Raw genomic sequence first — 21481 nt, forward strand, 5'->3', positions numbered from 1 at the left:
ATCTCAACCCACGGGTTTGAGTGGTTTTTCTTCGCTGCCCTCGGCCTTGCCCGCCGAGCCGACCGACAGGTCGACCAGCCCGGTCCGCATCATCCACCAGAAGAGCAGAACGCCCGGCACCGCCGCGACGGTCGTGAGCAGATAGAATTGCACGTAGCCGAAGGTTTCGATGAGGCCGCCAGCTGTCGTGCCGGTGACGAAGCGTCCGACGATACTCGCCGCCGACGAGATCAGCGCATAGTGCGCTGCCGTGAAGCGAAGGTCGCAGAGTGCCGAGAAATAGGCGACCACGACAACGCCGCCGATACCGCTCGCAAAATTCTCGAAACCTATCGCACCGGCCATACCGAAGTTGCTCTTTCCCGTCGCCGCGAGGAGCGCGAAACTGAAATTCGATACCGCCATCAGGATCAGGCTGACGAGCACCGATCGTTTCATACCCATGCGCGCATACATGATACCGCCGACGAAGATGCCGATCAGATAGGCCCAGAAGCCGATCCCGACGTCATAGATCGCGATCTCGTCGTTGGTATAGCCCAGGTCGTCGAAGAGCAGGCGGAAGGTGAGATTGGCAAGCGTGTCGCCGATCTTGTGCACGAGGATGAACAGCAGCACGAGCAACGCGCCCTGCCGCTGGAAAAATTCGGTGAAAGGGCCGATAATCGATTGGAAGATCGCGCTCCCCCCCTTGCGCTGGGCGGGATCGCGATGCCGGTCGGGTTCGCCCAGCCACAGCACGGCGATGACCGCGGGCAAAGCAAAGAGCGCGCAGGCGAGATAGGCGGGCTGCCAGCCGAAGCGCGCAGCCAGAAAGAGCGCAAGGGCGCCGGCGCCCGCCGACCCGATACGCCAGCCGTACTGGCTCATCCCCGAACCGATCCCGAGCTGTTCGGGCTTGAGAATCTCGATGCGATACGCATCGATGACGATATCGAAGGTCGCGCCCGCCAAACCCACGAGAATGGCGGCGATCGCCGTCTGGTAGATGTCGGCCATCGGCTCCTGCAGGGCAAGATTCGCAACCGCCGCCATCACCAGCACCGCGGCCAGGATCATCCACGAAACACGCTGGCCGAGCGCGCCCAGCCCCGGCAGCCGGACGCCATCGACGATCCACGACCAGAGCGGCTTCAGATTATAGACCAGGAAGGCCAGGGTAAAAGCCGTCACCGTCTTCTTGTCGATCCCGTCCTGGGCCAGTCGGGTCGTCAGCGTCGCGCCGATCATCGCATAGGGAAAGCCCGACGACAGGCCCAGAAGGAAGGCGGCCAGCGGGGCGCGCTCGAAATAAGGCCGGATGCTGTCCCACCAGCCCTGCGGCGGCGGTGTCGTCGTATCTGGCTGCAACCCGGCTCTCCCCCTGCATCCGTCGGATGCTCGACCTGCGCTCATCCGGATGGATGTACGGCCCGAAGCGCCAACGCCTAATGGGTCGGGGCCAAATTGGAAGCGACTATTTGGCGCTTCGCCTGATCCAGCGCACGGCGCGCACGGTTCCGCCGTCGAGGTCCTGCAGCACCGCTACCCAGCGATCGGCGCCGCGGCGGTTCGCGATGCTGACGGGAATTGAGGATGCGCACGCGGCATCGCGCGCGCAGGGCACCACTATCTCGTCGAGCACCACGTTCGAATAAGTCAGCCGACGTGCGCTATTTTCGCCACTGCCGACCGGGACACTCGCGCGGCGGGCAATCGCCAGGAAGTGCAGTTCGACGCCCGTCTGCGCCCGCGATGCCGCGACGCGATCACCCGATTGCGCGAGCTCGATCGCCCCCGCCCGGCGCGCTGACGATGCGATCAGTTGGCGCAGCGCGCGCTCGTCGGATCCAACGGCCGCGGCCCGGCCCTGGACCACCGCCTCCGGCGTGTAGACCCCGCCGCCGGGCAGCCCGCGTGCGGCATAGCGGCGCTGCAAAAGGTCGTTCGCGGGGCTCGCCAGCGTGTCCTTCCAGCCAAGCCGATCCCAATAGGTCACCGGGCGGCTGACCGCCACGACCGCCCCCTCGCCGTCCAGCTTTTCGAGCAGTCGGTCGGCAGGCGGGCACGAAGAGCAGCCCTGTGAGGTAAACAGTTCGACTAGCACCGGGCGGGTCGCGACGAAGCCGGGCTTGGTCGAGTCGGCATGCGCGGACCAGACGCCCGCAACGGCGGCCGCGATAGCCATCGTCGAAAAGGCAGCGATATGTGAATATTTCATACTCGACCCCTGTCGGTCCCGAAGACTGTCAGGGCGGGTTCGTTCCTTGGCGCGTCTCGGTTACGCCGCCTGCGGCCGCCAGAAAGTCGTCAGTCCGCTCACCTTGCGCGGGGTCTTGTTTTTGCAGGTCATCGTCTCGACAGCCTTCAGCGCGGACACAAGCGCGGCGGCGCTGTGCGGTTTACCAAGGCAGGCGACCGCCATCTCCTCGGCATCGACAGGGCATTGGCCGGTGACAAGCAGCACCGCGATGCCGCGGTCGCGCGCGATGCGGGCGACTTCGCGGCCGCTCATATGCCCGGCGAGGCTGAGGTCCAGGACCAGCGCATCGATCTGTTCGGAGGCGATCACCGCGACCGCCGCTTCGCCCGAATCGACCGTCGCAACGACGTCATAACCGCTGTGCTTCAGCGTATGCTCGTTGTCGAACGCCGTCAGCGGATCATCCTCGATGACCAGAAGGCGCTTGATGCACGTAGGGCGGGACGCGAAGAGCATAAAAACTCCCTTTAAGGTCGCCATGACTCGCTCCGCCCCGTCCTGCAAGATCGCTTCTGCTTGCCATCGACGAAGCGACACTTTTCCGGCTATGAGCGTGATCACAAAGCCACAGTTACATGGCCTGAAACGCCAAGAAAGCAGTCCCCGTTCCCATGAATGACCGCCGCCCACCCCGCTCCGCGCCCCGTTCGGCCGCAAGGACCGATGCCCCCCGCGGTCGCCGCGCCGCGCGCGCCGACGCCCCGCCGCGCAAGCTGAAAGCCGAGCCCGAGCGCGAGGACGGGCCGCAGCGCATTGCCAAGCTGCTCGCCCGCGCCGGCGTCGGCTCGCGCCGCGACGTCGAACGGATGATCGAAGAGGGCCGGATCGCGCTCAACGGCGACGTCATCGTGCAGCCTGCGCCGCTGTTGGCATCGCTCGAAGGGCTGACCGTCGACGGCAACCCGGTCGCCAAGCCCGTCTCGACGCGCCTTTATCGCTTTCACAAGCCGTCGGGCTGCCTCACCGCGGCGCGCGATCCCAAGGGGCGCAAGACGATCTACGACATCCTGCCGAAGGGCCTCCCGCGACTCATGCCGGTCGGCCGCCTCGACTATAATACCGAGGGGCTGTTGCTGCTGACCAACGACGGTGAGTTCAAACGCCAGCTCGAGCTGCCGGCGAGCGGGGTCGAGCGCACCTATCGCGCGCGCGCGTTCGGCGACATCAGTCAGGAGCAGCTCGAAGAGCTGGTCATGGGCATCGAGATCGACGGCATCCGCTATGGCAAGATCGACGCCAATCTCGAACGCCGCACCGGACGCAACCAGTGGATCGAGCTGACGCTCACCGAGGGCAAGAACCGCGAAGTGCGCCGCGTCCTCGAACATCTCCGGCTGCAGGTCAGTCGCCTGATCCGTACGCGGTACGGCCAGTTCGCCATCGCCGACCTTGACGTCGGACAGGTCGAAATCGTCCCGCGCGACGAGCTGTTTCAGTTCCGGCGGCGCCTCGACAAATGAGGGTGATTTCGGGCGGATGGCGCGGCCGCAAGCTGCTCGCGCCGAAAAACGATGCGACGCGCCCCACCGCGGACCGCACGCGCGAAACGCTTTTCTCGATGCTGGCGAGCCGCCTTGGCAGCTTCGAGGGGCTGCATGTCGCCGATCTGTTCGCAGGATCGGGCGCGCTCGGTATCGAAGCGCTGTCGCGTGGCGCGGCGCATTGTGTGTTCGGCGAACAGGACCGCGAGGCCATCGACGCGCTCAGACAGAATCTTGCGGCGCTTGGCGCGGCGCCCCGCGCCGACGTGCGTGCCGGTTCGGTTCTGGCCGTTGGGCCCGCGCCGCGTACCTTCGACCTGCTGCTGTTCGATGCGCCCTATGGCACCGGCGCGGGCAGCGTCGCTCTCGACAAGCTGAACCGGCTTGGTTGGGTCGGCGCAGACAGCCTGATCTCGATCGAAACCGCCGATAAGGAAGCCGTCGAGGTCGCCGGGTTTGCAATCGATGCGATACGCAAGGTCGGCAAGGCGAAACTGACGCTGCTCAGGCCGGCTTAGGCCGACGGACCATCAGCAGGCCCAGCCAGCTCACCAGCCCCGCGAGCGCCAGGTAAAGCCCGACCACGGGCGTACCCCGCCATTCGGCGAGCGCCTGCGCAACAATCGGCGCCATCGCGCCGCCCAGGATGCCGCCCGCGTTGAACGCGACCGAGGCGCCCGTATAGCGGACGTGGACGGGAAACAGCTCGGTCAGCCAGCTCCCGAGTGGGCCATAGACAAGCCCCATCACGAACAGCGCGGCGGCGAGTCCCAGAAAGATGATCAGCCAGCTTCCCGACGCGAGCGACGGACCGAACAGAAAACCGATGAGAATTGTTGCGCCGCATCCCCGGCTCAGCACGCGCTGCGCGCTCGACGCATCGCTCCGATAACCCGCGAACACGATCCCCGCCGCCATGAACAGGATCGCGCCCAGCTGAATCAGCAGGAATTGCTCCTTCGGATAGCCGAGTTTGCTGGTGCCATGCGCAAGCGCAAAGCTGGTCGCGAGATAGAAGATCGCAAAGCAGGCGACGACCGCGAAGGTTCCCGCCAGCGTCGCGATCAGATGGTGGCGGAACAGTTCGCCGAGCGGCACGCTGACCGGCGCGTCCCGCTCGATCGCTTCGGCAAAGGCAGGCGTTTCGCCGATCTTGAGGCGGACCCACAGGCCGAGCCCGACCAGCAGCGCGGAAAACAGGAACGGGATTCGCCAGCCCCAGTTTGCAAAGTCCGCATCGCTGAGGCCGAGCCCGAGCAGCAGGAACAGCCCGTTTGCCGCGATGAATCCCACCGGCGCGCCAAGCTGCGGAAACATGCCGAACCGCGAGCGCCAGCCCGGTGGGGCGTTCTCCACCGCCAGCAGTGCCGCCCCGCCCCATTCGCCGCCGAGTCCGAAGCCCTGCCCGAAGCGCAGCAAGCACAGCAACAGCGGCGCGACCCAGCCCACCATCGCATAGGTCGGCAGAAAGGCGATCAGCAGCGTCGATCCGCCCATCAGCATTAGAGATGCAACAAGCGTCGACTTGCGCCCGATCCGGTCGCCGTAATGGCCGAAGACGATGGCGCCGACTGGACGCGCGAAAAAGGCGAGGCCGAAGGTCATGAAGCTGTACAGGAGCTGCGCGGACGCCGATTCGGTGGGAAAGAACAGCGGCCCGAACACCAGCGCCGCAGCGGTCCCGTAAATATAGAAATCATAGAACTCGACCGCGGTGCCAACCAGGCTCGCGGTCAGGATGCGCCGATGTGTCCGATAAGGTGTCAGATCCATGGGCCACGCCCCTCCCCCAACTGTGCCGGCGCGCTTTGAGCGCCTTTGCGGCCGCGGTGCAAGGCGTATCGATATTGGCGAAGCAACGCCGTCCGCGCTAAGCCGGCGCCATGGAAGGCACTTGCATAGAACAGTTCGGCGTCATCGGCGCCGGACGCGTGGCACAGGCGTTGGCTTTCGGTCTGGCGAGCCATTCGATCGAGCCACCGCTCATGTGGGGTCGGTCGTTGGAAAAACTCGGTGCCGCCTCGGCGGCGACCGGCAGCGAAGTGGCGGTGTCGCTCGACCGGCTGGCGAGCGACTGCGACGTCATCGCCATCGCGGTCTCCGACGATGCGATCCCGTCCATTGTCGGGGATCTGGCGCGAGAGTTGGTCGCGGACAGCTCGACCTTCGTGTTTCACGTCAGCGGGCGGAGCGGCGCGGCGATCATCGATCCGCTCCGTGACCGGGGTTCGCTGACCGCCGCCATTCACCCCGCCATGACCTTCACAGGCCATCCAGAGCGTGAAGTAGCGCAAATGGCGCAAGCGCGATTTGCGGTCACAGGCTCGTCGGCAAGCGCCACCGAGCAGGCGCGCGCCATCGTTGCGCTGCTGGGCGGTGTATCGATCGATATCGCCGAAGCGCAGCGCATGCTGTACCACGCCGCCCTTTGCCATGCCTCGAACCATCTGGTGACGCTTCTCACCGGCGCATCGCACGCATTAGCGCGCGCGGGCGTCGATGATCCGGCATCGCTACTGGCACCGCTGGTCCGCGCGGCGCTGCAGAATGGTCTCGATCGCGGTTTCGATGCCCTGTCGGGCCCCCTTCTGCGCGGCGACGAGCGGACTATCGAAGGCCATCTCGCGGCGCTTGCCACCGATTGTCCAGAGATCCTTCCCGCCTACCGCGCGATGGCGCTCGCCACGGTCGATGAACTCGAACGGACCGGCGCCGGCATCGACCTTGCCGCTCTTCGTGACCGGCTGGCCTGAGCGTCCCCGCACTGGACAGCGCGGCCGCTGTTCCCTAATCGTTCGCGCGTGACCGACCTCCCCGCCTCGACGCCCGACTTGACCCGCCCCGACCCTTCGGATCCGCCTTATTTGCACGGACTCAATGCCCCCCAACGGCAGGCCGTGTTGACGACCGAAGGCCCCGTACTGATGCTGGCCGGCGCCGGAACGGGCAAGACCGCCGCGTTGACCGCGCGGCTGGCGCATATCATCGCGACGCGGCGCGCCTGGCCGTCCGAAATCCTCGCGGTCACGTTCACGAACAAGGCGGCGCGCGAGATGCGCGAGCGGATCGGACGGATGATCGGCGACGCGGTCGAGGGGATGCCGTGGCTCGGCACCTTTCACAGCATCTGCGCGAAGATGCTGCGGCGCCACGCCGAACTGGTCGGACTCCAGAGCAATTTCAATATCCTCGATACCGATGATCAGCTTCGCGTCCTCAAGCAGCTCATCCAGGCCGAAGGGCTCGACGAGAAGCGCTGGCCGGCGCGCCAGCTTGCCGGCCTCATCGACAAGTGGAAGAACCGCGGCCTCACGCCCTCCGATCTCGACGCGGCAGACAAGGAGGCCTATGCCGATGGCAAAGGCCAGCATTTCTACGCCCTCTATCAGGCGCGGCTGAAGACGCTCAACGCCTGCGATTTCGGCGATCTGCTGCTCCACATGCTGGTGATCCTCAAGACGCACCGCGACGTGCTCGAACATTATCAACAGCGTTTCAAATATGTGCTCGTCGACGAATATCAGGACACGAACGCCAGCCAGTATCTGTGGCTGCGGCTGCTCGCGCAGGCGCGCAAGAATATCTGCTGCGTCGGCGACGACGACCAGTCGATCTATTCGTGGCGCGGCGCCGAGGTCGCGAACATCCTCCGCTTCGAGAAGGACTTCCCCGGCGCGACGGTGATCCGGCTCGAACAGAATTACCGTTCGACGCCGCAGATCCTCGCCGCAGCCTCGGCACTGATCGCACAGAACAGCGACCGGCTCGGCAAGACGCTGTGGACCGAGCTCGATGCGGGCGACAAGGTCCGCGTCGTCGGTGTCTGGGACGGCCCCGAAGAGGCGCGGCGGATCGGCGAGGAACTGGAAACGCTCCAGCATCGCAAGGTCAGCCTCGACCGCACCGCGATCCTCGTCCGCGCGCAGTTCCAGACGCGCGAATTCGAAGACCGCTTCATCGCGATCGGCATGCCGTACCGCATCGTCGGTGGGTTCCGTTTCTACGAACGCGCCGAAATCCGCGATGCCCTCGCCTATCTGCGGCTCGTGCAATCGCCGGCAGACGATCTGGCGTTCGAGCGCATCGTCAATGTGCCCAAGCGCGGGCTCGGCGACAAGGCATTGGCGCGCATCCACCAGTTCGCACGGATCGAGCGAGCCCCGCTGTTCCATGCGGCCTCGCGGATCACCGAAACCGATGAGCTGACCCCGCAAGCCCGCCGCCAGCTCGCCAATTTCATCGCGCAGATGCGAAATTGGCAGGGCAAGGCCAACGAGCTGTCGCACCCCGAGCTGACCCAGCTCATCCTCGACGAGTCGGGCTATACCGCGATGCTGCAGGCCGACCGCAGCGCCGAGGCTGCCGGGCGCCTCGAAAACCTTTCCGAACTCGTCCGCGCGATGGAGGAATATGAATCGCTCGAAGCCTTTCTCGAGCATGTCAGCCTCGTCATGGACCGCGACAATGACGATCAGGCGGAGACCGTCACGATCATGACGATCCATGCCGCCAAAGGACTTGAGTTCGATCATGTCTTTCTGGCGGGGTGGGAGGATGGCGTCTTTCCCTCGCAGCGCGCGATGGACGAGGGCGGCACCGCCAGCCTCGAAGAGGAACGCCGCCTCGCCTATGTCGCAATCACCCGCGCGCGTCACCGCGCGAGCATCTATCATGCCGCGAACCGCCGCATTTACGGCCAGTGGATGAGCAGCATCCCCAGCCGTTTCATCGCCGAAATTCCGCCCGAACATGTCGAAAGCGAGAACAGCTTCGGCGGCGGGCAAAGCCTGTGGCGCGCCAACTGGTCGGCGCAGGGCGACCCCTTCGCGCATGTCGCAGAGAGTAATCCCGCACGGACGACGACGCGCGGCCCCGCGTGGCAGCGTGCCGTCGCGTCGTCATCGACCATCCCGCGCGCCCTTCCCCCTAGCGAAAAGGGGCCCGCCGCTTCGGTCGGCGCCAAACCGCGCTCGGACCTCGCGATCGGCATGCGCGTGTTCCACGAGAAATTCGGCTATGGCGAGATCGTCGACATCGACGGCAACAAGCTGGACGTAGAATTCGACCAGGCAGGCAGCAAAAAGGTTCTCGACGGCTTCGTCCGCGCTGCCTGAATTCTATTGTCAACTGTATCAGTTATGATATGCCATCTCCTGCGATCACCGAGTCGCGTTTTGGGAGAATCTGCATGCTAAATAGGCTCTTAGCGGGCACGATGGCGCTCGCCCTGGTCGGCTGTTCTCAAAAGGCAGCCGAAGATGCAGCCACGACCGATAGCCCCGCTGCCGAAAGCGTCGCCGAAGAAGGCGGTTCCGCTGACGCCGCCAGCACCCCCCGTATTGGCGTCGAAGCCGCCCCCGGTGTGGCGTTTGACTATACTTACACCTTCCGCCTTGCCGACAAATCCATCTCGAAGGTTCAGGAAGAGCATGCCGCCGCCTGCGAGACGCTCGGCGTCCAGCGCTGCCGTATCGTCGATGTGCGATACCAGCTCAGCGATGAAAAGCTCGTCGAGGCGCAAACTCAGTTCAAACTGGACCCTGGCATTGCGCGCAAGTTTGGCGCCAATGCGATCGCCAGCGTCGAAAAGGCCGAGGGTGTCCTTGCCGATGCCAGTGTCGCGGGCGAAGACGTCGGCACCGAAATTCTCGCTTCCCAGCAGCGTAGTGCAGGCTCCGAAGCCGAAATTTCCCGCCTGGAGGATCGACTGAAAGCGGGCGGCCTTGGCAAGGCCGAGCGCGCTGAAATCCTTGCGCAGATCAGTCAGCTCCGCGGCCAGATCGGCGACGAACGTCAGAGCCGCCGCGCCGGCGAGGCCCGCATTGCGTGGACGAGCGTCGCGTTCAACTATGTCAGCGACGGCGGGCTGCCGGGTATCGGCCACGAAAATCCCTTTGCCAATGCGGGCGAGACGCTGATGCGGAGCGGCAGCACCGCCCTCACCTTCGTCCTGACGCTGGGCGCGGCGATTCTCCCCTGGGGCATCCTCTTCGCCCTGGCCCTGGCCTTCTGGCGCAGCCGCTTCATGACCGCGGTGCGTCAGCAGATGCGCGCGAATGCCAAGCGGAACGAATCATCGGCTCCACCGGCCGGTTGACGGCAGGGCGGGCGATCGCTCGCCGCGATCAGGTTCCTTCCCCCATGGCGAGGAGCGTGAGGCGCGAGCGACGTCCGTCGGTGCGGCAAGGGAGGACGAATGACGGGGGGAAGGGTCGCTGGTGGAGCCGAGGGGAATCGAACCCCTGACCTCTGCAGTGCGATTGCAGCGCTCTCCCATCTGAGCTACGGCCCCGCGACGGGCGGCTCTTAACGGCATGACTTGACAGTGGCAACGGCTTTTCTGACGATTGCCTGCATGGCGTGAATGAAATTGGGGAATTGGGGGAATTTCCAATGAGCAGGGCATGGCATCTGAGCAGTCGTCCGAATGGGCTGCCGACGCTGGACAATTTTGCGCTCCGCGAGCTGCCCGACGCGCCGCTCGACGCCGACCAACTGCGCGTCCGTAACCTGTGGCTGTCGGTCGACCCCTATATGCGAGGACGGATGAACGACGCCAAAAGCTACGCCGCGAGTTTCCAGATCGATCAGCCGATGACCGGCGGCGCAATCGGCGAGGTGCTGGAAAGCACGATGGACGGCTTCGTGCCCGGCGACCTGATCCTCCACATGGGCGGCTGGCGCGACGGCGGGATTATCGGGCTCGACATGATGCCGAACAAATTGCCTGCCGAGTTGCTGGCAGGCGGCATGTCGCCGCAGACCTTCCTGCACAATATGGGCCTGACTGGCGGCACCGCCTGGATCGGCCTGCTCCGCGTTGCGGCGGCTAAGCCGGGCGATACGGTTTTCGTTTCCGCCGCGGCGGGCGCTGTCGGCTCTGCAGTCGTCCAGATTGCCAAGGCGCGCGAAATGGCCGTCATCGGCTCGGCCGGCGGCGCCGGGAAAGGCGCATGGGTCACCGATCTCGGCGCCGACGCGGTGATCGACTACAAGGCGGGGCCGGTGCTGCCGCAACTCGCGGCGGCACTCGAAAAGCTCGGAAAGCCGGGGATCGATGTCTATTTCGACAATGTCGGCGGCGAGCATCTCGACGCAGCCTTTGCGGTCGCCAATGATTTCGCGCGCTTCGCAATCTGCGGGATGATCGACGTCTATAATGACGGCAAGCCGCAGGAGATGAAGTATATCATCCGCTCGATCCCCGCGCGCATCCGCATGGAAGGCTTCATCTACACCGACCAGTTTTTCGAGTGCATGGAAGAGTTCTACGCCGACATGGGCGGCCTGATCGCCAGCGGCGCGGTCACGATGCGCGAGACCGTGCACGACGGAATCGAAGCGGCGCCGGAGGCTTTCCTCGGGCTCTTCTCGGGCGCGAATATCGGCAAGATGCTCGTCCGACTGTAGGTTCCTGTGTCCGGAAACGACCGGAGGTGGACGTAGGACAATGGCTAGCGAAGAATTATCGCGACCGATCGTTTGCCGTCAGGTTCGCCCTCGCAAAAGCGCGGAAATCGCGAAAACTTTCGACAATGCATATCCCACTCCAAAAGACGAGGAATGCAAAGGTGAATAGATGGGGCGCTCTTATGTTGCCGTCTCGGGTCAAGGACGCAGTCCAAACAAATGACACCAAAAAGCCGATACCCACAATAGTCTTGAGTAATGAGAGGCCGCTTTTGAAACTATGGCGGGGAACGCGAGTCCCATCTGCTGAATCATCGTCTGCAGATAGGCCCAGCCACACGCGCCACCAGATCGCATAATGCAAACCGGCCAACAAGCTTATCGCTATGGCCAACGATGTGAGCCAGCTGATGACCATACCTTAACCCCGACGATCCTTGAAACCCCACTACCTGTAGATCCAAATTATTTCAATTCACACGATGTCCGCTTCCCACCGCAAAATGGACATTCGCCGCGCAAAATAACGCTGTCCTACATTATTCCGCTGTGTCAGCCTTTCCCTCAGCTCTTTGAATATGTGGACGCCGCGATCACAGCCCGTCTGCGCAGATGGGCCGGAGCCGTGAGCGGCGTGTCCACGAAGCATGGCAAATCGGGGCCCGCGAGAGGCTGAACTTTCCTGAACTTTGAAATCCACGTCGCCCGGATTAAAAAGGGCATGGCGGATGTCGGCCCAGAAGCCGGCACCGCCAATCGGCGTGCGGATCAGCTACCGAAACCCACCGACAGGAAGCCCGGCATCGGCCCGTTCCAGCCGTCGTCGGGACCATCGTCATCCTGCCGCGGAGCAGGCGCCGGCTTGCGCCCCTCGTCCCTCTTCGGTGCCGGCGAACGCTTTTCGCCGCCCCGCCGCGGCTCCTGCTCGGCCTTCGCAGGACGGCGGGCCCCGCGCTCGGAACGGCTGCTACGGCGCGGTTCGCGTTCCTCCGCATCCCGCCCCGGCTTGTCGGGGGCGCCCGCGGCCTCGTGAACCGGAATCGTGTAGCCCGTCAGCTTCTGGATATTGTCGATCGCCTCGTCGTCCGACGGGGTGATCAGCGTGAACGCGCGCCCCTGCGCACCCGCGCGGCCCGTGCGGCCGATGCGGTGGACATAGTCGTCGGGGTGCCAGGGCGCGTCGAAGTTGAAGACGTGGCTCACGCCCTTGACGTCGAGACCCCGCGCCGCGACGTCCGATGCGACGAGGATGTTGATCGTCCCGGCCTTGAAGCGGTCAAGCTCGGCGATGCGGCTCGACTGGTCCATGTCGCCATGGATTTCGCCGGCCTTGTAGCCGTGACGCTGAAGCGACTTGGCGAGTTCACGCACCGTCGTCTTGCGATTGCAGAAGATGATCGCAGTGCTGATGTCCTCCGACTCGATCAGGCCGCGGAGCGTATCGCGCTTGCCGCGTTCGGACGTCTTGACGACGAACTGCTCGATATTCTCGTTCCGGCTCGCGGGACGAGCGACCTCGATCGTCTTCGGGTTCGACAGGAATTTGTCGGCGAGCTTTTTGATCGGCGGCGGCATCGTCGCCGAAAAGAGCAGGGTCTGCCGATTCGCGGGCAGCTTGGTGCAAATATTCTCGATGTCCGGAATGAAACCCATGTCGAGCATCCGGTCGGCTTCGTCGATCACCAGCAGGTTGCAGCCGGTGAGCAAGATCTTGCCGCGCTCGAAAAGGTCCATCAGGCGGCCCGGCGTTGCGATCAGGACATCGACGCCCTTTTCGAGTGCCTTGACCTGATCGCCCATCTGGACGCCGCCAATCAGCAGCGCCATCGACAGCTTGTGGTACTTGCCGTATTTTTCAAAGTTTTCCGCCACCTGAGCCGCAAGTTCGCGCGTCGGCTCGAGGATCAGCGAGCGCGGCATCAGCGCGCGCGCTCGGCCATGCGCCAGGATGTCGATCATCGGCAGCACGAAGGACGCGGTCTTGCCCGTGCCCGTCTGGGCGATGCCGATCATGTCGCGCATCATCAGAACGGACGGGATCGCGCCCGCCTGAATCGCGGTCGGCTCGTCGTAGCCGGACTCCGTCACGGCGCGCAAAAGTTCATCGGAAAGGCCGAGGTCGGCAAATTTCATAAGGTCAAACTGTCCGGAAAATGTTTCAGCACGGCGTCCCACGCCAGCCGATCCTGCGCGGCCAATGGGGAAACAGCAGCGAAAAGTCAAGAAAAGGCCGACAATTCGGCTGATCAGTCGTCGCTTTTCGTGACGGGGACCATCAGGCGAAACTTGTCGATCTCGCACTTGGCGCCCGTTCGGGCATGAATCTGGTCGCGATCCTCGCAAAGCTGCCCGTCTTTCGAGCCCTGCATGTAAAAACCGGCATAGAAGTCGAGCGCACGGCAACCGCGGTTGAGCTGGGCGCGAAGGCGCTGTTTCTGACGCGTGATCAGGTCGATGCTGTCACGCTGTGCCCCCTGCATCCCCAGAATGTTGCGCATCGCGATGCATTTGGGCGCCTTTTTTTCCTTCCACTCGACGGGAGCCTTCCGAACCCGCAGTTCGGGGGCGGGTGCCGCCGAGAAATTGTTGAGCGACGACCGCTGCGCCGGAACGCGGATGATGATCTGCTGTTCGATCACCATTTGCCAGAAGGACGCGGTCGAATCTTCCGGTGACGGTATCGAGACGATCGAGAGGGGCTCCGGCCCCGGCGCCGGTCCCGGGGCTTCGGCGACGGGCGCCATCATCATCGTCCACAGGGCGGCAAGAGTCAGCACGAACGTACTGCCGCCCTTCCGGCGCCCCGATCGAAGATGTCGTTCACCCGCGTCTCCCGCATCGATGCTGGACGAAAAGCCTTTCTTCGTCCATCGCCCCTTTAACGGCCATGATTGAACATCAAATGAATTGCTGTCGACCCCGACCGGCGGCCGGACGGCGTTTTTGGGGAAATATTCGCAAGTGAGCCACCCACCCTCCCCCCGATTGCTTCAGGCCCTGGCCGATCTGCTGGGACCGAAGGGCTTCAGCGTCGATACCGATGCCATGGCGCCGTGGCTTACCGACTGGCGCGGCAAATATCATGGACAGGCTGCGGCGATGCTGTTGCCCGGGTCGACCGACGAAGTGGCCGAAATCGTCCGCCTCTGCGCCGCCGAGGCTGCCGCGATCGTTCCCCAGGGCGGCAACAGCGGCATGGTCGGCGGCGCGACGCCCGATGCCAGCGGACATCAGTTGCTGCTGAGCCTCCGACGCATGAACCGCATCCGGTCGATTGACGCAGCGGCACGGACGGCCGTCGCCGAAGCGGGCGTGGTTCTGGAGAATTTTCATCATGCGGCGCTCGACGTCGGTCTGCGCTTTCCGTTGACGCTCGGCGGCAAGGGATCGGCGACGATCGGCGGGCTCGTGTCGACCAACGCCGGCGGCACGCAGGTTCTGCGCCACGGCACGATGCGCGCGCTTGTCGCGGGGATCGAGGCCGTCCTGCCCGACGGCAGCATCTTCGAGGGACTGGCGCCGCTGAAGAAGGACAATCGCGGTTATGACCTGCGCCACCTGCTTTGCGGGGCGGAGGGGACATTGGGGATCGTTACCGCGGCTTGCCTGCATCTCATTCCCGCAAACGCGGCGCGCCAGACCGCGTGGGTCGGACTCAAATCGCCCGAGGCCGCGCTGGCGCTGCTGCGCCAACTCGACGACGGCGTTGGCGACGCGCTCGAAGGGTTCGAGATCGTGCCGAAAAGCAGCCTGGACGCCGTGCTGCGCCACATTCCGCAGACCCGTGCGCCGCTCGCCGATCCGGCGCCCTGGAACGCGCTGATCGAATTGGCTGGCGACGATGAAGTGGCGCTTGCAGTTCCACTCGAGGCGACTTTGGCGGCGGCGCTCGACGCCGGCCTGATCGACGACGTCGCCATCGCGAAGAACGAGCGCGAAAGCGAAGATTTCTGGAAGCTTCGCGATTCCATTTCGGAGGCAGAGCGCGCTGAGGGCCCCGCGCTCCAGCATGACGTCAGCGTTCCGGTCGACCTGATGCCGCGCTTCATCGCCGACAATCCGGCGCGTCTTGCCGCCGAATTCCAAGGCGTCCGCACGACGTCGTTCGGCCATCTCGGCGACGGCAATATCCACCATCATGTCCAGCCGCCCGCCGGCGTCGACGGCAAGGCCTGGCTCGCCCAGCATGGAGCGGCGCTCAGCCGCGCCGTCTATTTGCATGTCATCGAGCTCGGCGGGTCGATTTCCGCCGAACACGGGATCGGGCAGATGAAACGTGACATTTTGGCCGAGCTCGACAGTCCGGCGCGGTTGCACGCGCTGAGGGCCGTCAAGGCGGGCCTCGACCCGGCGAGCCTGTTCAATCCCGGGAAACTGATCGGCTGATTGCCGGGGCATCCCATGCAAACGCCCTTGCGCCGCGCCGCGCGGGCCAATAAGGCGCGCCATTATTCATTGCCCCGAACGGTCCGGGGCATGTAGCCGGAGTTCGATCATGGCCACTGCGCCCGCAAACAACCTGCCGCTTTTCTACAAGGACCTCGTTCCGCTCTCGAGCATCGATCACACCGATTATCATGCGCGCAGCCTCGACACCGCCGAGTTCCTGGTCGGCCAGCACGCCATTCCGCTGACGTCGGACGAGTTCGTGTCGGCAAGCCGGTACTTCCCGATCGTATTCTCGTCCGGCGAAAACCCGGTTCCGCTGGCGCTGATGGGCCTGAACGAGGGCGTCAACATCTTCGTCGACGACCAGGGCAAGCTGATCAATCCGGTCTATGTCCCCGCCTATGTCCGCCGCTATCCCTTCATGCTCGCGCGGCTCAACCCCGACAGCGAGGATCTGTCGCTGTGCTTCGACCCGACCTCGCCCGCGATCGGCAAGTTCGAGGAAGGCGATGCGCTGTTCGCCGATGGTCAACCGACCGAGCCGGTGAATTCGGTGCTCGAATTCTGCCGCACCTTCGAGGAAGCGGGTCAGCGCACCAGCATGTTCGTCGAAGAACTGAAAAAGGCCGACCTGCTGATGGACGGCGAAGTGGCGATCCAGCCCGAAGGCAATGACAAGCCGTTCATCTATCGCGGCTTCCAGATGGTCGACGAGAACAAGCTGCGCGAACTGCGCGGCGACGTGCTGCGCAAGATGATGCAAAATGGCATCCTCGCGCTGATCTTTGCCCACCTCTTCTCGCTGCAGCTGATGCGCGAAATCTTTGCCGAGCAGGTCCGCTCGGGTAAGGTTCCCGAACTGATCCAGGTTCCTGCCGTCTGAGGAGCATATGTCTATGGCCACCATCGACAACGCCCGATCGCGCTATTCGACGGTGGCCATAGGGCTGCACTGGCTCATCGGCCTCGCGGTGATCGCAAACATCTGTCTGGCGATGCTGACCGAAGGTCTGCCGCGCGACGTCCATCGTGCTGCGATGGGCGCGCACAAGGCGCTCGGCATGGCGATATTGGCGCTGACGCTGGTCCGCATCCTGTGGCGGCTGGTTAACAAGGTGCCGCCGCTACCCGAAACGATGCGCGCGTGGGAACGCCGGGCGACCCGCTTCGCGCACTTCTTTTTCTATGTGCTGCTGATCCTGCTGCCCCTGTCGGGTTGGGTCTGGATGTCGGCGGCGGATCGTCCGATCGATTTCTTCGGACTGTTCACCATTCCCGCGATCGTCGGACCCGACAAGCAACTCGCCGATGTCCTGCATGAACGGCACGAGATGCTGGGTCTGACGATGCTTGTGCTGGTCGTCCTGCATATCGCGGCGGCGCTGAAGCATCAGTTCATCGACCGTGATCGGCTTCTTTCGCGGATGAATCCCTTTTGACCGTTGCAGCCGGTGATTCAGAAATCGATTGCAAGCCCCTTGAGCTCCCAATCGCCGTAACGCACCGGGTTGCGTCCGCCCGGCTGGTCCTCGGCCTTGTCCTCGAGCAGGGGTTCGGGCGCTGGAACGGGGTCGTTCGTCCAGCCTTCGGGGGGCTTTACATGCGCGGGGCGTTTCGTCGCGCGCGGCGTGTCACCCATCATCGATTTGCTGTTGTCGGCCATGATGGCCGCAACATAGGCTTTCCTATGTCCGTCGCCAACAACAACTATGGCCAGCCGCATGGCTGACCGGCGCCCCCAGCGTCGGCGCGGAGCGAATGAGCCCGACCCGCCCGGCACAGCGCCGCGCCGTGCCGCGCTGCGTCTGATCGATGCGATCCTGCGTCGCGGCGATCCGCTCGACATCGCCGCGCATGCCGCGACGCAGGGGCTCGGCGGCGCCGATCGCGCCTTTGCGATCGCGATCGTGTCCGAAGCGCTGCGATGGATGGTCGACATCGACGCGCTGATCGATGGCGCGACGGCGCAGCAATTACCCGACGACGTGAAGTCGCGCGCGGTGCTGCGCATCGCGCTGGCGCAGATGCTTCTGCTGAAAAGCTCGCCGCACGCTGTGGTTTCGACGGCGCTGCCGCTCGTTGCCGGTGGGCCGCGGCGGCTGGTGCATGCACTGCTGTCGCGCGCGCAGCAGGAAGAATGGGCTCTGCCCGACCGGGCGAGCCTGCCGCATGACGTTGCCGCGCGTTGGGCGGCGCAGTGGGGGGATGGAGTTGCCGACGCCGCGGCCAAGGCGTGGAGCGCGCCGCCGCCGATCGACTTGAGCTTCGCGGCCGAGCCCCCGTCCGACAAGTGGAGCGATGGGGTCGCACTCGCGCCGAACCATCTCCGCCTCGCTCGCGGGCGAGCGGTCGAGAGCCTGCCCGGCTATGGCGAAGGCGGCTGGTGGGTGCAGGATCTTGCGGCCAGCCTGCCCGCGCGCCTGCTGGGAAAGGGCGACGGCCGGCGTGTCCTCGACCTCTGCGCGGCGCCCGGCGGCAAGACGATGCAGCTTGCCGCGGCGGGCTGGGACGTCGTCGCCGTCGATGCGAGCGCCAAGCGGCTTGGGCGGCTTTCCGACAATCTGGACCGAACCGGCCTGACGGCGCAGGTCGTGCAGGGCGACGTTCGCGTCTGGGAACCCGAGACGCCCGCCGATGCGATCCTGCTCGACGTGCCTTGCTCGGCGACCGGAATTTTTCGCCGCCATCCCGACGTGCTGCATCGCATCGAAGCGCGCCAGATTGCGGACATGGCCGAGTTGCAGGCGGCGCTGCTCGACCGCGCGGCGCACTGGTTGAGGCCCGGTGGAATCCTCGTCTATGCGACCTGCTCGCTCGAACGCGCCGAGGGGGAGGAGCGGATCGCGGCCTTCCTCGCCGATCACCCGGGCTGGGCCGTCGCCCCCGTCCTCGCCAACGAACTCCCTGGCGGCATCATTCCCGACCCGAGCGGCTTCGTCCGCACGCTTCCGGGGATGCTGGCCGATGTCGGCGGGCTCGACGGCTTTTTCGTAGCCCGCCTCCGCGCGCCGTCAGGCTGAGCGGCGCGAGAGGCGATAGAGCGCCAGTTCGCCATAATCCTTGGCCAGGCGGACCTTGCCGACATAGTCGCAGTCGAAATCGCGCGCATTTTCGAGCGCCAGCATCGCCGCGAGGGGCTGGGTGCAATAAACCTGCCCGACCAGCGTGACGGGTTCGATCCGCGCGGTGCGTGTGACTTCGGTACCGTACCACAGCTCGTTGCCGACGACGGGATCGACGCCGCGATAGATCGGGCCGAAATGGATGCCGGTCCGCATCCCGGCCTTGTGCCCTTCGAGGCCGAGGCCAGGCGGCAGGACGTCGAGCCGTTCCTGCATCGCGAGCGCGATTCGCGAGGCGGTCGCGGGATTGTCGATTACCGCGTAAACAGCATCGCCCCAGGTGTTGCGGAACAGTACCGCGTTGCCGAAATCGTCCAGGATGCGCCCGATCCCGCCCATCACCTCGGCCGCGAATACCGGAAGCTCGGCCTCGCCGAGTTTCGAGAAGCCGGCGAAGTCCGCAAAGAGAATCGCGTAAAGTCCCCGCTGCGTCCCTTCGGGTGGTTTGGGGGCTGGAGGAAAGTCGAGATTGCGGTCAAGGTTGCCGACGGGGATGGTGAGCGTCCGCTCGCCCCTGCCGCGCCACAGCGCGACATCGGCGTTCGTCCCGGCAATCTCGGCCCCCGATCGCGCGGCGAATTCGGGATCGACCACGGCGAGCTGGATCGCCTCGGTTTCGAGCTCGCGCGCCCGGAGCTTCGCGAGGCCCATCGCGGTGTGCGAGCCGAGAATGAACTGGCAATCGTCGCTGACATAGCGCGCGTTGCTCGCGAAATGGACCATCGCTGCTCCGTCGCGGCAGCGAAGATAGCGTGGCACCCACGCCTCGCCCCCCGATTGCACGGATTGGGCGATGAAATCATCCTCAGCAAAAGGCAGCACGATCGTGAGATCGATGCCGCGATCGAGCGCCGCTTCGGCGAACAATATGTCGGCCCCGCACGCGAGCGGGCCGATCAGCGCAGAGAGCGGCTGCGTATCGAGCGCTTCGGCGATCGCGCGCGCGGCACGTGCTTCGCCTTCGCCGCCCGCGCGAAACATGCGTCCGCAATAGACGCCGACGGGCGGCGGGCGCAGCAAGGCGACGATTGCAGCCGTCTGGGTGGTGTCGATCGCACCGCTTGCAGCGAGTCGCGCGATCTGGCGGCAGGTCGAAGCGCGATCCCCTGCCCGCGGAGCCGCCTGCGCGTCGGCGGCGGCCGCGGCGGCATGGGCCAGCGCTTCCTCACCGCGGCCGAGCAGCAACAACGCCTCGACGAGCGTCGCCCGATCCCAATAATTGTCGGACGCGCCATTGGCCGCGATCGGACCCGCCAGCGCGGCCGCGCGCTCGCGTTCGCCGAGCATCGCATAAAGGCTTGCGGCATTGATCGCCGGAAAGTCGGCACCCGACCTCTTGAACGCATTCTCGTAAGCCGCTGCGGCTTTGCGAAGAAACAACGCCCGTTCGGCGCCCTCATGATCGAACGCCTCGTCCTTCCATATCCGTCCGGCGAGCGCGAGACTATCGACGTCGCCCGTCGCCGCCAGGTCGAGTTGCTCGTAGAGGTGCATCGCGCCAAGGCTGTCGCCCGACGCTGCGAGCGCGCGAACCATCAGGTAACGGAGGCGCGGACTCTCGATCCCGTCACGGCGCGAAGCTGCCGCGCAATCGAAGGCGCTGAGCGCGTCGCCCTGGGCCAAGCGGTGCGCGACTTCCACCTCCACAGCGGCGCAATCGGTCATTGCGCCGCGTCTTCGGCCGATTTCAGCATCGCGACATTCGCCTTCTCGATCGGCGACAGTTCTACCACGTCGGAGGTCGGCCTGTACCAGGCGTAGCGACCGAATACCTCCCGTAGCTGGGGATCTTTGAAACGAAGCCCCTTTCGCGCAAATATTTCGTTCCGCGCCAAACGGGCTTGTTGCTTCGTCAGCGACGCAGCATCCGCAGGCGTCAGCTCGCGTGTCGAGGAGTCGGCGATAACCACTGGCCCATCCAGCTTCCATTCATAGCCTTCGGATGCCGACACCACCCCACCTTCGACCAATCGGATATATTTGCGGAACATGAAGCCGGTGGTGCCGTCGGCCTTGCGCACGCGCCACCACTGGCCGGACTGCCTATAGGTCAGGAATTTCTCGCCCTCGAGTATCTTGCCGACGATTTTTGTCTGCGTTCCTTGCCCCGAGCGGATGTTCGTGAACCCGTCGGGATCGTCGATCACCGCGGCAAGCGTGAAGGCTTCGGCCGGCGCTGATGCATCCGGCGCGGGGGCTGCCTCCGCATTTTCAGCAGCCGCCGTTTTTTCGGTCGGGGTCGAAGCCGCCGCGGGTGCCGGTGGCGGCTGGAGGAGCTTCCAGGCGAGTAGCGCAACGGCGATCACGGCGACACCGAGCAGCGCCCAGGGCAGGAAGGACGGCTTCCGGGCGGCGGGTTGCGCCGGCCAGTTGTTCGGGGCCGGCCTCGGCGGCTCGGGCGGGGTCGGAGATACGGGTGCCGCCGCTGCTGGCGCGGCTTCACGCCCGCACAGTTCTTCGAGGCTCATGAGCACCTTGCGCCAGCCGCGATGATCGGGCTCGCCGTTCCAGTCGGCGAGCTCGGCGAACTGGATCTGGTTGAAGGGGAGCGGCGGCATGACATCGTCGATCGCCGTCTGCACCAGCTTCTTCTGGTTGCGTGCGACGTCGGCTTCGGCGCGGACCCATTCGGACTGCGCCGACTGGTGCGACCAGACGACGATCGCGGCCTTTGCGCTGCCGATCTTTTCTGTGATGACATCGCCATAGGAGCGATGCGGCGGCAATTCGGCGTCCCACCACACAGCATAGCCGGCGGCAGAGACCGCCTGCGCGATCTGCGCGACGCGCGCCTTGTTGTCGCGCGAGTAGGAAATGAAGACGTCGACCATCGGCTA

19 protein-coding genes and 1 tRNA gene are annotated in these 21481 nt (G+C 64.9%); 10 read left to right on the top strand and 10 right to left on the bottom strand.

The features are described 5' to 3' along the window. Nucleotides 1-3: 3 nt before the first annotated feature. From QOL79_RS09180 to QOL79_RS09190, 3 genes are all read right to left on the bottom strand, one after another. Complete coding sequence (locus QOL79_RS09180) at nucleotides 4-1350, bottom strand: AmpG family muropeptide MFS transporter (RefSeq protein WP_283419391.1); 1347 nt, start codon at nucleotides 1348-1350, stop codon at nucleotides 4-6. 106 nt (nucleotides 1351-1456) lie between these two features. Beyond that, nucleotides 1457-2200, bottom strand: a complete 744-nt coding sequence (locus QOL79_RS09185; RefSeq protein WP_283419392.1) for a DUF1223 domain-containing protein — start codon at nucleotides 2198-2200, stop codon at nucleotides 1457-1459. A gap of 60 nt (nucleotides 2201-2260) precedes the next feature. After that, nucleotides 2261-2698, bottom strand: coding sequence for a response regulator (locus tag QOL79_RS09190; RefSeq protein ID WP_058455829.1), 438 nt, complete (start codon nucleotides 2696-2698; stop codon nucleotides 2261-2263). A 155-nt stretch (nucleotides 2699-2853) separates the two neighbouring features. Between QOL79_RS09190 and QOL79_RS09195 the strand changes: the two genes are divergently transcribed. Next, nucleotides 2854-3702, top strand: coding sequence for a pseudouridine synthase (locus QOL79_RS09195; protein WP_283419393.1), 849 nt, complete (start codon nucleotides 2854-2856; stop codon nucleotides 3700-3702). Then, the gene (gene rsmD / locus QOL79_RS09200; RefSeq protein WP_283419394.1) at nucleotides 3699-4241 is read left to right on the top strand and encodes a 16S rRNA (guanine(966)-N(2))-methyltransferase RsmD; all 543 of its coding nucleotides are present in this window, start codon (nucleotides 3699-3701) and stop codon (nucleotides 4239-4241) included. Before QOL79_RS09195 ends, rsmD begins: the two co-directional genes overlap by 4 nt. Here rsmD and QOL79_RS09205 read toward each other — a convergent pair. Continuing rightward, a complete protein-coding gene (locus QOL79_RS09205; protein ID WP_283419395.1) occupies nucleotides 4228-5496 on the bottom strand; it encodes an MFS transporter in 1269 nt (422 codons plus the stop codon). The two genes, rsmD and QOL79_RS09205, sit on opposite strands and share 14 nt — an antisense overlap. A 110-nt stretch (nucleotides 5497-5606) precedes the next feature. Between QOL79_RS09205 and QOL79_RS09210 the strand changes: the two genes are divergently transcribed. From QOL79_RS09210 to QOL79_RS09220, 3 genes are all read left to right on the top strand, one after another. Next, a complete protein-coding gene (locus tag QOL79_RS09210) occupies nucleotides 5607-6476 on the top strand; it encodes a Rossmann-like and DUF2520 domain-containing protein (RefSeq protein ID WP_283419396.1) in 870 nt (289 codons plus the stop codon). Nucleotides 6477-6554: 78 nt separating this feature from the next. Next, on the top strand, nucleotides 6555-8837 hold the full coding sequence (locus QOL79_RS09215) for an ATP-dependent helicase (RefSeq protein WP_283419679.1): 2283 nt from the start codon (nucleotides 6555-6557) through the stop codon (nucleotides 8835-8837). 29 nt (nucleotides 8838-8866) lie between these two features. Further along, nucleotides 8867-9820: a DUF4349 domain-containing protein gene (locus QOL79_RS09220; protein ID WP_082657763.1), complete on the top strand. Its 954-nt coding sequence runs from the start codon at nucleotides 8867-8869 to the stop codon at nucleotides 9818-9820. A 119-nt stretch (nucleotides 9821-9939) separates the two neighbouring features. On the opposite strand, the gene QOL79_RS09225 is transcribed toward QOL79_RS09220, so the two are convergent. Next, a tRNA-Ala gene (locus QOL79_RS09225) sits at nucleotides 9940-10015 on the bottom strand. A gap of 101 nt (nucleotides 10016-10116) precedes the next feature. Between QOL79_RS09225 and QOL79_RS09230 the strand changes: the two genes are divergently transcribed. Beyond that, entirely contained in the window at nucleotides 10117-11133 is a 1017-nt protein-coding gene (locus tag QOL79_RS09230) for an NADP-dependent oxidoreductase (protein WP_283419397.1), read from the top strand. Nucleotides 11134-11901: 768 nt separating this feature from the next. Here the strand turns inward: QOL79_RS09230 and QOL79_RS09235 are convergent. Together QOL79_RS09235 and QOL79_RS09240 are read right to left on the bottom strand one after the other, a co-directional pair. Continuing rightward, complete coding sequence (locus QOL79_RS09235) at nucleotides 11902-13266, bottom strand: DEAD/DEAH box helicase (protein WP_283419398.1); 1365 nt, start codon at nucleotides 13264-13266, stop codon at nucleotides 11902-11904. 113 nt (nucleotides 13267-13379) lie between these two features. Then, complete coding sequence (locus QOL79_RS09240) at nucleotides 13380-13910, bottom strand: hypothetical protein (protein WP_058455821.1); 531 nt, start codon at nucleotides 13908-13910, stop codon at nucleotides 13380-13382. 184 nt (nucleotides 13911-14094) lie between these two features. On the opposite strand from QOL79_RS09240, the gene QOL79_RS09245 reads away from it, so the two are divergent. From QOL79_RS09245 to QOL79_RS09255, 3 genes are all read left to right on the top strand, one after another. Further along, nucleotides 14095-15519 (top strand): FAD-binding oxidoreductase, encoded by a 1425-nt coding sequence (locus QOL79_RS09245; protein ID WP_283419399.1) that lies wholly within the window; start codon nucleotides 14095-14097, stop codon nucleotides 15517-15519. Between the two features lie 109 nt (nucleotides 15520-15628). Then, nucleotides 15629-16405, top strand: coding sequence for a SapC family protein (locus tag QOL79_RS09250; protein WP_058455820.1), 777 nt, complete (start codon nucleotides 15629-15631; stop codon nucleotides 16403-16405). A 13-nt stretch (nucleotides 16406-16418) separates the two neighbouring features. Then, the gene (locus QOL79_RS09255; protein WP_283419400.1) at nucleotides 16419-16961 is read left to right on the top strand and encodes a cytochrome b; all 543 of its coding nucleotides are present in this window, start codon (nucleotides 16419-16421) and stop codon (nucleotides 16959-16961) included. 17 nt (nucleotides 16962-16978) lie between these two features. Here the strand turns inward: QOL79_RS09255 and QOL79_RS09260 are convergent, their stop codons facing one another. Continuing rightward, complete coding sequence (locus QOL79_RS09260; RefSeq protein WP_058455818.1) at nucleotides 16979-17185, bottom strand: DUF1674 domain-containing protein; 207 nt, start codon at nucleotides 17183-17185, stop codon at nucleotides 16979-16981. A gap of 58 nt (nucleotides 17186-17243) precedes the next feature. Here QOL79_RS09260 and QOL79_RS09265 point away from each other — a divergent pair, with 58 nt between their 5' ends. Continuing rightward, entirely contained in the window at nucleotides 17244-18542 is a 1299-nt protein-coding gene (locus QOL79_RS09265; protein ID WP_283419401.1) for an RsmB/NOP family class I SAM-dependent RNA methyltransferase, read from the top strand. Here QOL79_RS09265 and QOL79_RS09270 read toward each other — a convergent pair. Continuing rightward, nucleotides 18534-20309: an adenylate/guanylate cyclase domain-containing protein gene (locus tag QOL79_RS09270; protein ID WP_283419402.1), complete on the bottom strand. Its 1776-nt coding sequence runs from the start codon at nucleotides 20307-20309 to the stop codon at nucleotides 18534-18536. The two genes, QOL79_RS09265 and QOL79_RS09270, sit on opposite strands and share 9 nt — an antisense overlap. Beyond that, the gene (locus QOL79_RS09275) at nucleotides 20306-21475 is read right to left on the bottom strand and encodes a TIR domain-containing protein (RefSeq protein ID WP_283419403.1); all 1170 of its coding nucleotides are present in this window, start codon (nucleotides 21473-21475) and stop codon (nucleotides 20306-20308) included. The genes QOL79_RS09270 and QOL79_RS09275 overlap by 4 nt, the downstream gene beginning before the upstream one ends. Nucleotides 21476-21481: the final 6 nt, after the last annotated feature.

Source organism: Sphingopyxis sp. Geo48 (assembly GCF_949769155.1).
Lineage (GTDB): Bacteria > Pseudomonadota > Alphaproteobacteria > Sphingomonadales > Sphingomonadaceae > Sphingopyxis.

Excerpts from the sequence above, each read along its gene's own strand:
- QOL79_RS09185 (WP_283419392.1), bottom strand. The coding sequence starts at position 2,200 with ATGAAATATTCACATATCGCTGCCTTTTCGACGATGGCTATCGCGGCC.
- QOL79_RS09190 (WP_058455829.1), bottom strand. The coding sequence starts at position 2,698 with ATGCTCTTCGCGTCCCGCCCTACGTGCATCAAGCGCCTTCTGGTCATC.
- QOL79_RS09195 (WP_283419393.1), top strand. The coding sequence starts at position 2,854 with ATGAATGACCGCCGCCCACCCCGCTCCGCGCCCCGTTCGGCCGCAAGG.
- rsmD (WP_283419394.1), top strand. The coding sequence starts at position 3,699 with ATGAGGGTGATTTCGGGCGGATGGCGCGGCCGCAAGCTGCTCGCGCCG.
- QOL79_RS09205 (WP_283419395.1), bottom strand. The coding sequence starts at position 5,496 with ATGGATCTGACACCTTATCGGACACATCGGCGCATCCTGACCGCGAGC.
- QOL79_RS09210 (WP_283419396.1), top strand. The coding sequence starts at position 5,607 with ATGGAAGGCACTTGCATAGAACAGTTCGGCGTCATCGGCGCCGGACGC.
- QOL79_RS09220 (WP_082657763.1), top strand. The coding sequence starts at position 8,867 with ATGCCATCTCCTGCGATCACCGAGTCGCGTTTTGGGAGAATCTGCATG.
- QOL79_RS09230 (WP_283419397.1), top strand. The coding sequence starts at position 10,117 with ATGAGCAGGGCATGGCATCTGAGCAGTCGTCCGAATGGGCTGCCGACG.
- QOL79_RS09235 (WP_283419398.1), bottom strand. The coding sequence starts at position 13,266 with ATGAAATTTGCCGACCTCGGCCTTTCCGATGAACTTTTGCGCGCCGTG.
- QOL79_RS09250 (WP_058455820.1), top strand. The coding sequence starts at position 15,629 with ATGGCCACTGCGCCCGCAAACAACCTGCCGCTTTTCTACAAGGACCTC.
- QOL79_RS09255 (WP_283419400.1), top strand. The coding sequence starts at position 16,419 with ATGGCCACCATCGACAACGCCCGATCGCGCTATTCGACGGTGGCCATA.
- QOL79_RS09260 (WP_058455818.1), bottom strand. The coding sequence starts at position 17,185 with ATGGCCGACAACAGCAAATCGATGATGGGTGACACGCCGCGCGCGACG.
- QOL79_RS09265 (WP_283419401.1), top strand. The coding sequence starts at position 17,244 with ATGGCTGACCGGCGCCCCCAGCGTCGGCGCGGAGCGAATGAGCCCGAC.
- QOL79_RS09270 (WP_283419402.1), bottom strand. The coding sequence starts at position 20,309 with ATGACCGATTGCGCCGCTGTGGAGGTGGAAGTCGCGCACCGCTTGGCC.
- QOL79_RS09275 (WP_283419403.1), bottom strand. The coding sequence starts at position 21,475 with ATGGTCGACGTCTTCATTTCCTACTCGCGCGACAACAAGGCGCGCGTC.